14 protein-coding genes are annotated in these 15,158 nt (G+C 58.3%); 10 read left to right on the top strand and 4 right to left on the bottom strand.

Annotated elements, in window-relative coordinates:
* The first annotated feature begins 14 nt into the window (after positions 1-14).
* The 7 genes from U5A05_RS14170 (at position 15) to U5A05_RS14140 (ending at position 7,958) form a co-directional block, all read left to right on the top strand.
* Positions 15-1,385, top strand: coding sequence for an MmgE/PrpD family protein (locus tag U5A05_RS14170; protein WP_321833502.1), 1,371 nt, complete (start codon positions 15-17; stop codon positions 1,383-1,385).
* A complete protein-coding gene (locus tag U5A05_RS14165; protein ID WP_321833501.1) occupies positions 1,382-2,587 on the top strand; it encodes a CaiB/BaiF CoA transferase family protein in 1,206 nt (401 codons plus the stop codon). Before U5A05_RS14170 ends, U5A05_RS14165 begins: the two co-directional genes overlap by 4 nt.
* Positions 2,588-2,603: 16 nt before the next feature.
* On the top strand, positions 2,604-3,431 hold the full coding sequence (locus U5A05_RS14160; protein ID WP_321833500.1) for an HpcH/HpaI aldolase/citrate lyase family protein: 828 nt from the start codon (positions 2,604-2,606) through the stop codon (positions 3,429-3,431).
* 89 nt (positions 3,432-3,520) lie between these two features.
* Positions 3,521-4,513, top strand: a complete 993-nt coding sequence (locus U5A05_RS14155; protein ID WP_261738536.1) for a TRAP transporter substrate-binding protein — start codon at positions 3,521-3,523, stop codon at positions 4,511-4,513.
* Positions 4,514-4,609: 96 nt separating this feature from the next.
* On the top strand, positions 4,610-5,248 hold the full coding sequence (locus U5A05_RS14150) for a TRAP transporter small permease (RefSeq protein ID WP_321833498.1): 639 nt from the start codon (positions 4,610-4,612) through the stop codon (positions 5,246-5,248).
* A complete protein-coding gene (gene dctM / locus U5A05_RS14145) occupies positions 5,245-6,525 on the top strand; it encodes a C4-dicarboxylate TRAP transporter large permease protein DctM (RefSeq protein ID WP_321833496.1) in 1,281 nt (426 codons plus the stop codon). Before U5A05_RS14150 ends, dctM begins: the two co-directional genes overlap by 4 nt.
* Positions 6,526-6,746: 221 nt before the next feature.
* A complete protein-coding gene (locus U5A05_RS14140) occupies positions 6,747-7,958 on the top strand; it encodes a YeeE/YedE family protein (RefSeq protein WP_261738533.1) in 1,212 nt (403 codons plus the stop codon).
* Between the two features lie 59 nt (positions 7,959-8,017).
* Here U5A05_RS14140 and U5A05_RS14135 read toward each other — a convergent pair whose 3' ends face one another.
* The 3 genes from U5A05_RS14135 to U5A05_RS14125 all read right to left on the bottom strand — a co-directional run bounded on the left by U5A05_RS14135 (position 8,018) and on the right by U5A05_RS14125 (position 11,730).
* A complete protein-coding gene (locus U5A05_RS14135) occupies positions 8,018-8,416 on the bottom strand; it encodes a hypothetical protein (RefSeq protein WP_261738532.1) in 399 nt (132 codons plus the stop codon).
* 314 nt (positions 8,417-8,730) lie between these two features.
* The gene (locus tag U5A05_RS14130) at positions 8,731-10,245 is read right to left on the bottom strand and encodes a nucleobase:cation symporter-2 family protein (protein ID WP_321833493.1); all 1,515 of its coding nucleotides are present in this window, start codon (positions 10,243-10,245) and stop codon (positions 8,731-8,733) included.
* Positions 10,246-10,371: 126 nt separating this feature from the next.
* Positions 10,372-11,730 carry an 8-oxoguanine deaminase gene (locus U5A05_RS14125; protein WP_321833491.1) on the bottom strand — a complete coding sequence of 453 codons (1,359 nt, stop codon included), beginning with the start codon at positions 11,728-11,730 and terminating at the stop codon, positions 10,372-10,374.
* A gap of 499 nt (positions 11,731-12,229) precedes the next feature.
* Between U5A05_RS14125 and U5A05_RS14120 the strand changes: the two genes are divergently transcribed.
* Together U5A05_RS14120 and U5A05_RS14115 are read left to right on the top strand one after the other, a co-directional pair.
* Entirely contained in the window at positions 12,230-12,445 is a 216-nt protein-coding gene (locus U5A05_RS14120; RefSeq protein ID WP_321833489.1) for a hypothetical protein, read from the top strand.
* Positions 12,446-12,897: 452 nt separating this feature from the next.
* On the top strand, positions 12,898-13,482 hold the full coding sequence (locus U5A05_RS14115; protein ID WP_321833487.1) for a dihydrofolate reductase family protein: 585 nt from the start codon (positions 12,898-12,900) through the stop codon (positions 13,480-13,482).
* A gap of 404 nt (positions 13,483-13,886) precedes the next feature.
* On the opposite strand, the gene U5A05_RS14110 is transcribed toward U5A05_RS14115, so the two are convergent.
* On the bottom strand, positions 13,887-14,402 hold the full coding sequence (locus U5A05_RS14110) for a DUF2938 domain-containing protein (protein ID WP_321833484.1): 516 nt from the start codon (positions 14,400-14,402) through the stop codon (positions 13,887-13,889).
* Positions 14,403-14,481: 79 nt separating this feature from the next.
* Between U5A05_RS14110 and U5A05_RS14105 the strand changes: the two genes are divergently transcribed.
* Positions 14,482-14,922 carry a helix-turn-helix domain-containing protein gene (locus U5A05_RS14105; protein ID WP_261738525.1) on the top strand — a complete coding sequence of 147 codons (441 nt, stop codon included), beginning with the start codon at positions 14,482-14,484 and terminating at the stop codon, positions 14,920-14,922.
* Positions 14,923-15,158 lie beyond the last annotated feature (236 nt).

The raw sequence follows: 15,158 nt of genomic DNA, 5'->3' as shown, positions 1-15,158 counted from the left end.
ATGGAGAACGCGGCATGAGTCAGCACACTCAAGCACTCACCGGTTTTTTGGCCGACCTGAATTACACGCAACTGCCCGAAGCAGTTATCAGCCGCACCGAAGACCTGTTTCTCGACTGGCTGGGCTCGGCCTTGGCCAGTCAGGGAGCACATCCGATCCCTTTGTTCGAGCGCTATGCGGCAATGATGGGCCCGGCCAGCGGGCCTGCCGGGGTCCTGGTCAATGGCACGACCAGCTCCGCGTATTTTGCTGCGCTGGTCAACGGCGCTAGCTCACACCTGGTGGAGCAGGATGACCTGCACAACAGCTCGGTCCTGCATCCGGCAACAGTGGTGTTCCCGGCGGTGCTGGCTGGCGCCCAGGACCTGGGCAAAACCGGCCGCGAACTGATCCTCGCCGCTGTCGCCGGTTATGAAGCGGGTATTCGCATCGGTGAATTTCTCGGCCGCTCGCACTATCGCACCTTCCACACTACCGCCACGGTCGGCACGCTGGCGGCGGCAGTTGGCGTCGGCAAGTTGATGGATTTCAATCAGGAGCAGTTCACCAACCTGCTCGGTAGCGCCGGAACCCAGGCGGCGGGCTTGTGGGAGTTCTTGCGTGATGCAGCTGACTCCAAGCAGTTGCATACCGCCAAGGCAGCAGCCGATGGCCTGCTTGCCGCCTACTTGACCGCCGACGGGCTGAGCGGTGCACGAAACATTCTTGAGGGCGAGCAGGGCATGGCCGCCGGGATGTCCAGCGATGCCAACCCAGCCTGCTTGTCCGATGGTCTGGGCAGGCGCTGGGCGCTGACTGAAACCTCGTTCAAGTTTCACGCGTCGTGCCGCCATACGCACCCGGCGGCGGATGCGCTGCTGGATCTGATGCAGCGCGAGCAGCTGCGCGCCGAGGACATTGCCCGCGTCACCACCCGCGTGCATCAGGGCGCCATCGATGTATTAGGCCGTGTGCTGGTGCCGCAGAGCGTCCATCAGGCCAAGTTCTCCATGGGCACGGTGCTGGGCTTGATCGCCGTTTACGGCAAGGCCGGATTGCCCGAATTTCAGCAACACGCATTGACCGACCCGCGCATCAGTGAGTTTCGCGACAAAGTACATATGGTGCTGGACGACGAAGTCGACAGCGCCTATCCGCAACGCTGGCTGGGCCGGGTGGAGGTGACCACGGTGCAGGGCCGAACCGTGCACGGCCGCATCGACGAGCCCAAGGGCGACCCTGGCAATACCCTGACTCGCGACGAGCTGGAAGATAAATTTCGCCGCCTGCTGGCTTTCTCGGGAGCGCGGAATGACGAACAGGCCAGCGGGCTTGTCGAGCTGGTCTGGCATCTGCGCCATCTCGACGATCTGAGTGTGCTGACCCGCACCGGGAGCTCCTCATGACCGCCACTACAGCCAAGCCCCGCCCGCTGGACGGGATTACCGTGGTAAGCCTGGAGCACGCCATCGCGGCGCCGTTTTGCACCCGCCAACTGGCAGACCTAGGAGCACGGGTCATCAAGATCGAACGTCCTGGCTCCGGCGACTTTGCCCGTGACTATGACGAGCGGGTCAAAGGCCTGGCCTCGCACTTTGTCTGGACTAACCGCTCCAAGGAAAGCCTGACCCTCAACGTCAAACAGCAGGAGTCGGGGCAGGTGCTCGATAAACTGTTGGCCACGGCCGATGTGCTGGTGCAGAACCTGGCTCCAGGTGCGGCAGAGCGCATGGGGCTGTCTTTTGCAGCCCTGCATGAGCGTTTCCCGCGGTTGATCGTCTGCGATATTTCCGGCTACGGAGATGGCGGTCCCTACGAACAGAAAAAAGCCTACGACCTGCTGATCCAGAGCGAAGGCGGATTTCTGTCCGTAACCGGCGGGCCGGGCGAAAACGACATGGCCAAAGCCGGTTGCTCGATTGCCGACATCGCCGCGGGCATGTACGCCTACACCGGCGTGCTCTCGGCGCTGCTGCTGCGGGACAAGACCGGGGAGGGCAGCCGCATTGATGTGTCGATGCTCGAAAGCCTAGTCGAGTGGATGAACTACCCGATGTATTACGCCTACGACGGGGCGCCTCCACCTCCGCGTGCCGGTGCCGCGCACGCCACGATCTACCCCTACGGACCCTTCCCTGCGGGCGACGGCGGTACGGTGATGCTCGGCCTGCAGAACGAGCGCGAATGGCAGCAGTTTTGCGACAAGGTGTTGCTGCAGCCGGATCTTGCGAGCGACCCACGCTTTAATGCAAACGCGCGGCGCTCGGATAATCGCACCGAGTTGCGGGCGATCATTGTTGCGGCCTTTGCCCGGATGAGCGCCGATGAAGTGATTGCACGGCTCGACGCGGCATCGATAGCCAATGCCCATGTCAATGATATGGCGGGTGTCTGGGCGCATCCGCAACTGCAAGCCCGTGATCGCTGGCGCGAGGTGGACAGCCCGGCTGGCAAGCTGCCTGCGCTGTTGCCACCGGGGCGCAACGCAGCCTTCGAGCCGCGCATGGATGCGGTGCCGTACTTGGGCGAACACACCGATAGCCTGCTGAGCGAGTTGGGCTATGGGATTGCTGACATCCAGCGTCTTCACCAACAAGGAGCGGTATGAGCCATGGAGCACATTTATGAATAACACCACTATTCGTTCGGCGCTGTTTGTCCCGGCCACCCGCCCCGAGCGTATTGCCAAAGCCCTGGGCAGCGGCGCCGATGCGGTGATCGTCGATCTGGAAGACGCTGTAGCGGATAACCTCAAAGTCCAGGCGCGAGCCAACCTGGATGCTTTTCTGGATGCCAACCCGCAGGCCCGGGTACTGGTGCGTATCAATGCGCCGCAGCATGAGCAGCAAGCGGCAGATCTGGCGCTGTGTCGCCGTCAGCCCGGTGTGGTGGCGGTATTACTGCCCAAGGCCGAGAGTGCTACACAGGTCGAACTGGCTGCGGCGTGTGGCAAACCGATCTGGCCAATTATCGAAAGTGCCAAGGGCCTGCTGGAATTACCGGCCATCGTGCGCGCAGCCGGGGTCGAGCGCCTGACATTTGGCGCTCTGGATCTGGGCCTGGATTTGGGGTTGGCCAGCGCGAGCGCCGCAGCGCTGCGGATACTCGATCAGGCCCGCTACGCCATTTTGCTGCACAGCCGGTTGGCGCAACTGGCGCCACCGCTGGACAGCGTGTTCCCGGATATCAAAAACACTCAAGGCATGACCCGAATGGCCGCCGATGCGAGGGATATGGGGTTTGGCGGCCTGCTGTGTATCCATCCCGGTCAGGTTGCATTGATTCACACAGCCTATATGCCAAGGCAGGAAGAGCTTGAGTGGGCAAGGCAGGTTCTGGCCGCGGTTGCGAGCGGAAACGGAGTGTTCGTGGTCGACGGGCAGATGGTCGATGCCCCAGTGATCGAGCATGCCCGGCGAATATTGCGCCGGGCAGGCTTGCCGTCTGCCTGAGTCAAAAAAGCAGATTGGCAGTCAAGTTCAAACGAAGTTCAGGCAACACCAGGCACTACCAAACTTATAACAACAAGAGGTATGTACCCATGTTCAAGCACACTCTCAAGGCCTTGGCCTGCGCACTTCCATTATTCGCAGGTTTTGCGAGCGCGGCCGACCCCATCAGTATCAAGTTCGCCCACGTGGTCGCCGAACACACGCCCAAGGGGCAGGGCGCGTTGCTGTTCAAAAAACTGGCTGAAGAGCGCCTGCCAGGGCGGGTCAAGGTCGAGGTTTATCCGAACTCGTCGTTGTTCGGCGACGGCAAGGAAATGGAAGCGTTGCTGCTGGGTGACGTGCAATTGCTGGCGCCGTCGCTGGCCAAGTTCGAGCACTATTCCAAGCCGATCCAGATTTTCGATCTGCCATTTCTGTTCAACGATATCCAGGCGGTCGACCGCTTCCAGCAGAGCCCGCAGGGGCAGGCCCTGCTCAAGTCCATGGAAGGCAAGGGCATTACCGGCCTCGGTTACTGGCACAACGGGATGAAGCAGTTGTCCGCCAACAAGGCCCTGTACGAACCCAAGGATGCCCGTGGCCTGAAGTTCCGGGTACAGGCCTCCGCAGTTTTGGATGAGCAGTTCAAGGCCCTGCGCGCCGCGCCGCGCAAGATGAGCTTTGCCGAGGTGTATCAGGGCTTGCAGACCGGCGTGGTGAATGGCACCGAGAACACCTGGTCGAACTACGAGAGCCAGAACGTGTATGAGGTGCAAAAGTTCTTCACTGAGTCCAACCATGGCGCCATCGATTACATGGTAATCACCAACACCAAGTTCTGGAACGGCCTGCCGCCAGACGTGCGCACCACGCTGGATACGGTCATGACCGAGGTGACGGTCGAGGTCAACAAACAGGCCGAGGCGCTGAACCAGGCTTCCCGCCAGCGCATTGCCGATTCCGGCAACAGCGAAATCATCTCCCTTACTCCGGAGCAGCGCGAGCTATGGCGTGAAGCCATGCGCCCGGTGTGGAAGAAGTTCGAGAGCGCCATCGGTACCGATGTGATCGAAGCCGCCGAGCAAGCTAACCAAAGCAGCTAAGACCCGGATTGTCGCCGGTGACCCCGTGCGGGGTCGCCAGCGACTTCATCGGTCCCATTTGTCGCTTGGCGACCGCTCTTTATAGGGAGATACCCCATGCACGCAGTCGTTCGTGTCTGGAATCACGCGGAAGAAATGCTGGTGGCGTTCCTGCTTGCAGGCATGACCCTGGTCACTTTTTCGTATGTGGTGTTCAACAACCTTTATGGCATTTTCTACTCGCTGGGGGATTCGCTGCCCTTCGCCAACGAGACCCTGCTCAGCATCGGCGACGGTATTTTGTTTATCGCTCAGGAGATGACCTGGAGCGTGGCGCTGACCAAGGCCATGTTCGGCTGGCTGATCTTTGTAGGTCTGGCCTGGGGCGTACGCATTGGCGCGCACATTGGTGTCGATTTGCTGGTGCGCCAGTTCAACCCCGCCAACCAGCGCCGCGTTGCCTTGCTGGCGGTACTCATTTGCCTGGGCTACTGCGCCCTGATGGCGTACTCCAGCGAACAGTGGGTAGCCACGCTGTATGCGGTCGGCACCAGTGCCGAAGACCTGGACCGCTTTGGCATTCAACAGTGGCAAATCGTAATGATCGTGCCAATCGGCTTTGCCCTGATGTTCGTACGTTTTCTGCAGATTTTCATCCGTATAGCGCAAGGCAAGCAACAAGGCCTGGGCTTGCACAGTGAAGTGGATGACGCCGTCAAGCTGGCGGAAAACGACAAGTCGGGGACCGAAAAATGACCATCGCCTTCCTTTTTGTCGCCCTGTTCGTGCTGATGTTTGTCGGCATTCCGGTGGCGATTTCCCTGGGTTTATCCGGGGCTATGACCATCCTGTTCTTCAGCAACGACTCGGTGCGTTCGCTGGCGATCAAGTTGTTCGAAACCAGCGAGCACTACACGTTGCTGGCCATTCCGTTCTTTCTGCTGTCTGGCGCATTCATGACCAGCGGGGGCGTGGCCCGGCGCCTGATCGACTTTGCCAATGCTTGCGTCGGTCACATCAAAGGTGGCCTGGCCATCGCTGCAATTCTTGCCTGCATGCTGTTTGCCGCACTCAGCGGTTCGTCGCCAGCCACGGTGGCGGCGGTCGGTTCGATTGTCATCGCGGGCATGGTGCGATCCGGTTACAAGCAGGACTTCGCTGCTGGCATCGTCTGTAATGCCGGGACCCTGGGTATCCTGATTCCACCGTCGATCGTCATGGTGGTCTACGCCACCGCGACCGAAACCTCGGTGGGCAAGCTGTTTATGGCCGGTGTGGTGCCGGGCTTGCTGTTGGGGCTGGTGCTGATGGTCACCATTTACATCATGGCGCGGGTCAAGGATATGCCGTCGCTGCCGCGTGCCTCGCTCAAGGAAATCATGACCGCAGGCCGCAGGGCCGGTTGGGGCCTGATGCTGATCGTGATCATTCTCGGCGGTATCTACTCGGGCATGTTCACACCCACCGAAGCCGCTGCGGTCGCCGCCGTCTATGCCGCGTTTGTGGCCATCTTTATCTATAAGGACATGACCGTTCGCGAATGCCCGAAGGTGATTATCGAAGCGGGAAAGCTGAGCGTGGTACTGATGTTTATCATCGCCAACGCCATGCTTTTTGCCCATGTCCTCACCACCGAGCAGATCCCGCAGTCGATCACCGCCTGGGTGGTGGAGCAGGGCTTTACGCCGCTTGAATTCCTGTTGGTGGTCAATATTGTGCTGCTGGTTGCCGGGACCTTTATGGAGCCTTCGGCGATCATCCTGATCCTGGCGCCGATCCTGTTCCCTATCGCCATGCAGCTGGGCATCGACCCGATCCACTTGGGCATCATTATGGTGGTGAACATGGAAATCGGCCTGATCACGCCGCCCACCGGACTCAACCTGTTTGTTACCTCGGCAGTCACGGGCATGCCGCTGACCCGCGTGGTGCGAGCGGTATCGCCGTGGCTGCTGGTGATGCTGGCGTTCCTGGTCCTGGTGACCTACGTACCATTTGTTTCGCTGGCGCTGCCGAACTGGCTGGGGATGTAGGCGTAGCCTTCGTTCCTCTCCAGCGGCATGAGGGATACTTCAAGCGTGGGAGCGAGCCTGCTCGCGAATGATCTTCGCGAGCAGGCTCGCTCCCACTGGGGGGGCTTGACCTGGAACAGCGTATCTACAGCAATAGCCATCTATAACAGGATCAGTCTCACGCTCAGGTTTATACTCGGCGCCATTGCAATCAATCAAAATCCATTGAGCCGAGATTTCCCATGAGCAGTTCGCTTCCCATGACACCTGCGCGCAAGCCCGTCGCGCCGCTGGTGGCTTTTGTCCTTTTGTTGCTTGGCGCCGTATTTCTGCAAAACAGCGTCGGCTCGCGCCAGGTGCTGTTGCTGGTGGTCGGCGCGGCGCTGGGTTTGACCCTTTATCACGCAGCCTTCGGGTTTACCTCGGCCTGGCGGGTGTTTCTCAATGACCGGCGGGGTGCTGGTCTGCGTGCGCAAATGGTGATGCTGGCCGTGGCGGTGGTGCTTTTTTTCCCCGCGCTGGGAGCGGGCACTTTGTTTGGCCAGCCTGTGGTCGGGCTGGTGGCGCCAATCGGGATTTCGGTCGTGTTCGGTGCGTTTATTTTCGGCATCGGCATGCAGCTGGGCGGTGGGTGCGCCTCTGGCACCCTGTTTACCGTCGGCGGCGGTAACGCGCGGATGCTGGTGACTCTGTTGTTCTTTATATGCGGTTCGTTGATTGCTACTCATCACGTTGACTGGTGGTTTGCGTTGCCTGCGTTCCCGGCCACCTCCATCGTTAAAAGCTTCGGCGTGGTTCCAGCATTGCTCGTGAGCCTGAGCGTGTTTGCGATCATTGCGGTGGTGACCGTACGCCTGGAAAAACGTCGCCATGGCACGCTTGAAGAAGGCGTGACCAGCGAACACCTGGGCCTGCGCCGCTTCTTGCGCGGTCCGTGGCCATTGGTATGGGGGGCGATTGGCCTGGCGCTGCTCAACTACGCCACGCTGGCGCTGGCTGGGCGGCCATGGGGCATTACTTCGGCATTCGCGCTTTGGGGCGCCAAGGCTGCGAGCGGGTTGGGTGTGGATGTCGCCAGTTGGGGGTTCTGGCAAATGCCGGGCAATGCCAAGGCCCTGGCCGCGCCAGTTTGGGAAGACATCACCAGTGTCATGGACATCGGCATCGTCCTCGGTGCGCTATTGGCCGCAGGTTTGGCCGGACGCTTTGCGCCCAGCCTTAAAATCCCGGCCCGTTCGCTGTTGGCGGCGGTGATCGGTGGTTTGCTGCTTGGTTATGGTTCGCGTCTGGCCTATGGCTGCAATATCGGTGCGTACTTTAGCGGCATCGCCTCGGGCAGCCTGCATGGCTGGGTGTGGTTGGTGGCTGCGTTTATCGGGAACAGCGTGGGTGTGCGCCTGCGCCCGTGGTTCTTCGCCGGCGAGCGTCGGCAGGTGGCGTTGAGCGGCTGCTGAGAAAGTCGGTATTGCGGGCCTGCTGACCTCTTCGCAGCAGCTCCCGTGTTGTACCGATGCTAGCGACGATAGTAGCGGTGTTCGTCCTCGTAGCGCTGGCGCATGGCCCGATCATGGCGGCGCTCCCAATCTCTATGGCGTTCGGCTTCCCGGCGCGCCTGTTCTCTGCGCCATTGTTCTCGACGCCAGTTCTCCCGGCGTGAATCGTCCCTGCGATCGTGCCAGCGACCGTCATCCCTGTATCGGTCGTCATGGGCAAGTAATGTTGCTGGTTGCCTGGCGTCGATACTGGCCAGGGTCGGCCAAGGGTTTTCGCCAGCCTGGACCGGAACCTCAACGGCTGCGACTTCGGGGGCGAAAACAGGGCTTGAGGCTTTCATTTGTGTGGCTGATGCCGAGCCCACTGCCGCCAACGCGAACAGGCCGAAAAGCACCATTCGTGGGTCATGGAATTTCATGAGCGCAGAAAACCTCTGATTAACAATTGGACGTGTCGCCATCTGGCTGCGGGAACCTTCGGGTTCGGGCCTGCCGCGCAGATGTGCTTATTCACATAGACCAATAAACAGGGAAAAGTTCTAGGTGCCCGTTGCTTAAATCGCCAACGGCCCCAGAGTGCGGTGGTTTTTAGACTTGCTGTTTCGACATGCGTTTTTGGCTTGGAGCGTGTGAAAACCTGGTTGATCAGCCGTTATATTGCCCTTGAACAGGCATCCACAACGGCAGTATGGAAAGCGGCGCGTGCACGCCGCTTTCCTTGGCTCAGGGTGGCCTAGTGTTCCTGCTCGAAGCGCTTTTTGCGCAGTGCCGGGGCCTGCTCATGGCTCTCGTCACTCTCTATAATCGGTACTTCCTTGCCGTTGCAGTCGAACAGCTTGCCATCGCGGAAAACATCACCGTCATTGAGTTCGCAGATATCCCGGGAGCGCAGGATGCGATCGCTGGCAGCAACGAATACCGATTGCTGGTCGGAGTTACCGGCCCGCAGATGGTTGAACAGCAGGTTGAGCAGGATGGCCATGATCGCTGCCGAGCTGATGCCGGAGTGGAAAATGGTCTCGAACCAGGTCGGGAAGTGATTGTAGAAGTTTGGCGCTGCAATCGGGATCATGCCGAAGCCGATTGATGTGGCCACGATGATCAGGTTCATGTTGTTGCGGTAGTCCACCTGGGCCAGGGTACGGATACCGCTGGCTGCGACGGTGCCGAACAGCACCAGACCGGCACCACCGAGGACGGCGGTAGGCACCGCGGCGACCAGTCTTCCCATCACCGGCAGCAGCCCCAGAGTCACCAGGATCAGCCCGGCGGTGGCCACCACATAGCGGCTCTTGATACCAGTCACGGCGACCAGACCAACGTTCTGCGCAAAGGCACTCTGGGTGAAGGAGCCAAACAGGGGCGCCAGGGCGCTGGAAATCATATCCGCCCGCAGGCCGTTGCCGAGGCGTTTCGAGTCGACTTTGGTATCGATGATCTCACCGACGGCGAGAATGTCTGCGGAGGTCTCGACCATGGTCACGAGAATTACGATCAGCATCGACAGGATAGCGGCGAACCGAAATTGCGGAAGGCCGTAGTGCAGGACTTCGGGCAGCGCCACCAAGGGGCCTTCGAGTACTTGGGAGAAATCGGCCATCCCACAAGCGGTAGCGACCAGTGTGCCGATGACGATTGCCAGCAGAATCGACAGGCGCGAAATACTCGCACTTCCCAGCTTGCTGAGCAGCAGTACGGTGACCAGTGTGAGTGCCGCCAGGCCTATGTTGGCCATGCTGCCAAAGTCGGCTGCCTGACTGTTACCGCCCATGGCCCAGCGTGCCGTGACAGGCATCAGAGTCAATCCGATGGTGGTTATGACGATTCCCGTCACCAGCGGCGGAAAGAACTTGATGATGCTCGAGAACAGCGGCGTGATCAGCAGGCCGATCACCGACGCCACGATTACCGCCCCGAATACCACGGGCAGTCCGCCTGTACCGTCACTGCCAATGATCGCGACCATGGTCGAAACACCGGCGAAAGACACCCCTTGAACCAGAGGGAGGCGACAGCCGAAGAATGGAATCCCAAGTGTCTGCAGCAAGGTGGCCAGGCCTCCGGCGAACAGCGACGCGGCGATCAACAGGCCCACGTCGGCTGAAGAAAGCCCGGCAGCCTGACCGATGATCAGGGGGACAGCGATGATGCCTCCGTACATCGTCAACACATGTTGAAGACCGTAGGCCAGGTTGGCGCCAATACCGAGGTTTTCGTCCTCTGGACGAGATGAAGCTGAAGAAGTCATGGTGAGTAGCTCGCTTTTGTTATTTTAGATGCGTCTAACAGCACGTTCTCAGTCGCATTCGATGAGTGGGTGGGCGCAGTTGCGCCCGTCGTTGCACTCAGTGTCGAGGGCAGCGGTTGGTACGGGTCACTCGCCGCTGACCAACTGCCGGGCCAACCGGTTGTGGCGTTCCAGCACCAGGGGTAGGTCGACGGTGGTGAGGTGACCGTCCTTGACCACCACACGGCCGTTGATCACGCTGGTGTCGACGTGGGTCGGGGTGCAAAACACCAAGGCGGCCAGCGGGTCGTGAAGGGCGCCGGCATAGGCCAGATGTCCAAGGTCGAAGGCGACGAAGTCCGCCACCATGCCGGGGGCGAGGGCGCCAATATCATTGCGGTTGAGCACCTTGGCGCCGCCCAGTGTTGCGATTTCCAGTGCTTCACGAGCAGACATTGCATCGGGGCCAAAACCGACACGCTGCAACAGCAGCGCCTGGCGTACCTCGCCGATCATGCTGGCGCCATCGTTGGAAGCCGAACCGTCCACACCCAGGCCCACCGGGACACCCTGGTCGCGCATCTTGCGGATCGGAGCGATCCCGGAGCCCAGACGCATGTTCGAGCACGGGCAGTGGGCAACTCCGGTCCCGGTGCGCGCGAACAGCTCAATACCGTGCTGGTCGAGTTGCACACAATGGGCGTGCCATACATCGTGGCCGACCCAGTCCAGGTCTTCGACGTATTCGGCAGGGGTCATGCCGAACTTCTCGCGGCTGTAGGCGATGTCGCTGACGTTTTCTGCAAGGTGCGTGTGCAATGACACACCGTACTGGCGCGCAAGAACTGCTGATTCGCGCATCAGGTCACGGCTCACGGAAAAGGGCGAGCAGGGCGCCACGACCATGCGCAGCATTGAGCCATGGCTGGCATCATGGAACTCTTCGATCAGGCGCTGGGAATCCTTGAGGATGTAACTCTCTTTCTCCACCACGGAGTCGGGTGGCAGACCGCCTAGGCTGCGGCCCACACTCATGCTGCCGCGTGCAGCGTGAAAGCGCATGCCAATCTCTGCGGCGGCATGGATGCTGTCATCAAGCTTGCAGCCATTGGGGTAAATATAGAGGTGGTCACTGGAGGTGGTGCAGCCTGAGAGAATCAGCTCGGCCATCGCCGTTTGAGTCGATACCGCAATCATTTCGGGCGTAAGCCGGGCCCAGATTGGATACAGGTTGGTTAGCCAATTGAACAGCTCACCGTCCTGAGCCGCCGGCACTACGCGGGTGAGGCTCTGGTACATGTGGTGGTGGGTATTGACCAGGCCTGGAATTACTACTTTCCCGGCCATGTCCAGAATCACGTCAGCATGTTGGGGCAGCGTTTCGGTAGGGCCGACCTGCTTGATCAGGTTGCCCTCGATGAACAGACCACCGCGCCTGATTTCCCGGCGCTCACCATCCATTGTCACCAAAAGCTCGGCGTTTTTGACCAGTAAAGTTTTGGGCATGGGTGCTCCTCTTCCGTATGGATCTTGGATACAAGTTGATTCTGGGCATACACCTGTTTTCGGCATCAGCGAAGCCCTTGCAGGCAGGTACTGCCTGGATGCAACGTGTTGCTGTCAGGCTCAGACTTCAGCAGACATTGACCCGCAGTGGGTTCCAGGAGGTTCCCGTAGGTGTGGTCGGCGAACGGCAGGAAGACGAATGTGTTGCTTGAACGATGGCTCAAGCAAGCATCGTAGAGGTCGTTGAACGACATCCGTGGATGACGTTCGATGGGTTGGAGCGGCTGTGGATGTTGCATGGTTTTTTGACCGTCGCAATACGCCCCGGCGATTACCGGGGTCGTAGGCGCGGAATAATGTAACCAGAACTTAAAGTTATTGTATACAACTAATGTGTGGCTCTGTTTTTCCGCCGTGATCGGGAGCCATTGCAACAGGGCAAGGTAGGTGAGCGCCTGGCCCTGCCTCCCTTCAGGACACAAGCACCGGTCACGGCCTGATGGTTTTCGGCGCGAAGGGGGTTTTCGTCGATGGCGGCAATGTCCCTGGAGCGATCCTGCAAATCTTTTCGAAAGCTCGGGTGATCCCGGTTCTGACCGACTGGGAGTTGCCTGGGTTAGCCATCAATCTCGTTTACACATCGCGGTTGCATTTGCCAGCGAAAACGCGCGCTTTCATCGACTTTATCGTCAGGGAGTTTCAACACTTGGACTAATGTAATAGCTCTATGCTTAAGCACTGAGCGTATTTCCGGCACCCGTTCAATACCTCGCTAGATGATCGTTTTGGGTTGATAGCCCTCTGTCAAGAAGGGCTGCTATCGGCCCAGGCTGTGTAAGAACGTTTTTCAGTGCGGCAGGCACTCAAACCAGACTGGAAGTCGCGCTTCTACGGAAAATCCACATCTGCAGATGTGCCGATAAATTCCAGATTTAACGTAGAAGCGCACACTTCAATTTTGGCGACGCGTTTTTACACACTCTGGGCCAAAAGAGACAGTCGGGACTGGCTCATTTACGGAAGGCAGTTTAAGAATGACGTTCGGCTGATTTTCTACTGCGTAACCACGCAACATGGTGGGGAGAGGAAGGATGGAAATGAAGGCAGATACCAAGCACTGGCGGGACTTAACGACTATGTAATCAAAATAAAATCAAGGAGATAGTCATGCGGAAAATTGTTTCGTTTATGCATGTGTCACTGGATGGTTTTGTTGCCTCCACCGATGAAGGCATGGCTAGCTTGGGCTGGATCAGTCTGAGCGACGATTTGTTTGCATATGTGGACCAGCGGATTCAGCAGACCGACACCGCGTTATACGGGCGCGTCACCTATCAGATGATGGAGTCCTATTGGCCAACCGCTACCGAGCAGCCCAACGCCAGTACGCATGACCAGGCGCATTCGCGATGGTATAAAACCGCCCGAAAAATTGTGTTGTCGAAAACCCTGCTGGAAAAGAATAATCCTGATACTAAAATCATCAGCAGCCATTTAAGCGATGAAATCAGCAAGCTTAAGCATAGCGCGGGCAGCGATATTTTAGTGTTTGGCAGTCCCGGCGCCACACACGCGCTAATGGCGGAAAACCTCATCGACGAGTACTGGCTATTCATCAATCCGATACTGTTGGGACAGGGTATTCCTTTATTCAAAAATATTAAGGACAGAACTGCACTCACGCTGGTGAAAAGTAAATTGTTTGACTCGGGAGTGCTGTTCCTGCACTACGAGGTAAAACAAAACCAATGATATGAGGTTGTGATTTTTTAGGGTGATTAGTCTTTTGAGTCGACACACCCATTACTTCGTTTTAGGCCCTTATTGGCGATTCAAAGTGAAGTTGACTCTCCCCCGGAACTCAACAGCGCTTGCTGTCCATCTGACTGCCTTTACATTGGAGTTCCGCTTCCTGGAGCTCGCTGTTATTGCACAGTGTTGTTTGCTGAATTTCACAATTTTGTGTTCTTGCGCATAGAAGTCTATCGGTCTCTTACTAGGATGAAAGCAGCCCCTCGTGGCGGGCTGCGTTCGGTCAGAAGTAGCCCTTGACTCACATTCAATGCACCCGCCTTTTACCCCGTGCAGCAATCGGCTACAAACAGACACTCAGAACTTACGCTCTTACCCTAAGCACCAGCGCTGCCCAAAGGCACTCAACTTAGGCATAACGATGCCGGAAAGATCTGCATCAACAGCCATCCAGCTACAAAAAGCCCTAGTCCGAAAATCAGATGCGCAGTGATGCTTCTGCGCCTTGCCACGCTTGGTGCCGCTGTCTTCGAAGCAGCAATGCCGAAACCGAACGCGGGCTGCATGATGAAGAAAGGCGCAATCACAGTGACCAACCCCATCACCAGCGCAGGCACCAGTGTGGGGTTGCAGAGCCAGGCAAGTCCTTTCGCACCGATCAGCACCATTGCGAAGACTATGCCGGTGACGTAATGAAATACCCACCCCAGCAGGCGCTCATTCCTGACAGGAGCCGCCGTCATGATTGTGGAGTGACGAAACTGCCCTTGCAGCATGTGGCCAAGCCAACGACCGACCAGCCCATAGTTAGGCGACGTCAGGCCAAATACTCGTGCTTGAACAAAAGCCGATAGGTCCATGATCAGCGTGGCCCCAATTCCAACCAACAGAATACGCAGTGCTGTCTCGGCTATTTCCATGGTATTGCTCCTTGCCTTGAACCTGTTTTGGAGGTTTGATCCGAGTAGTCTGCAGGTTCAAGTCGACTTGAGGTCAAGCATGAAAGAGCTGGATATTGGTGAGGTGGCACGACGTTCCGGTCTACCGGCTTCAACGCTGCGCTACTACGAAGAGAAAGGTCTTATCCGTTCGATAGGGCGTCGGGGCCTGAGTCGCGTGTTTCATGGCGATGTACTCCAGCGATTGTCCTTGATCGCGCTCGGGCAGTCGGCAGAGTTTTCACTGGACGATCTCGTTGCCATGCAGGATGCGCAGGGCCAGCCTGATATCGATCGCCAGCGGCTTAACGAAAAAGCTGACGAACTGGACCGTACCATCGAGCGACTTGGCGCCGTACGCGATGAGCTTCGTCGAGTAGCGTCTTGCCCTGCGGCACATCACATTGAATGCTCAAAATTTCAGAAAATGCTGAGCGCTATAGCGACGGGAAATCTCAAAAGAAAAGCCGGAAAAATCGACCTGCGCAGGCGTGGATCGTGAGAGGAGGGCGTGTCTGTTTTGGGTCGACAATTTCCACGATTGGTCGGAAGCGGCCAGTCAGGGCCCTGTTATGAAAGGCCAAATTTTAGGGTGCACCTTCGAACCAGGATCGGAAGGTGTGCCATTTCGAAGGCGTATAGCGCCGCGATGTGATCAAAACAAACTCCTCGAGAGGGGCCGTTTTAGATAGGCGAAATTCGCTATCGTAATTCGATTAATTTACCGGTCTTGTTCTA

Source organism: Pseudomonas kulmbachensis (genome assembly GCF_963681935.1).
In the GTDB taxonomy this organism is placed as follows: Bacteria; Pseudomonadota; Gammaproteobacteria; order Pseudomonadales; family Pseudomonadaceae; genus Aquipseudomonas; species Aquipseudomonas kulmbachensis.
This window is presented reverse-complemented; position numbering and strand designations above follow the sequence as displayed.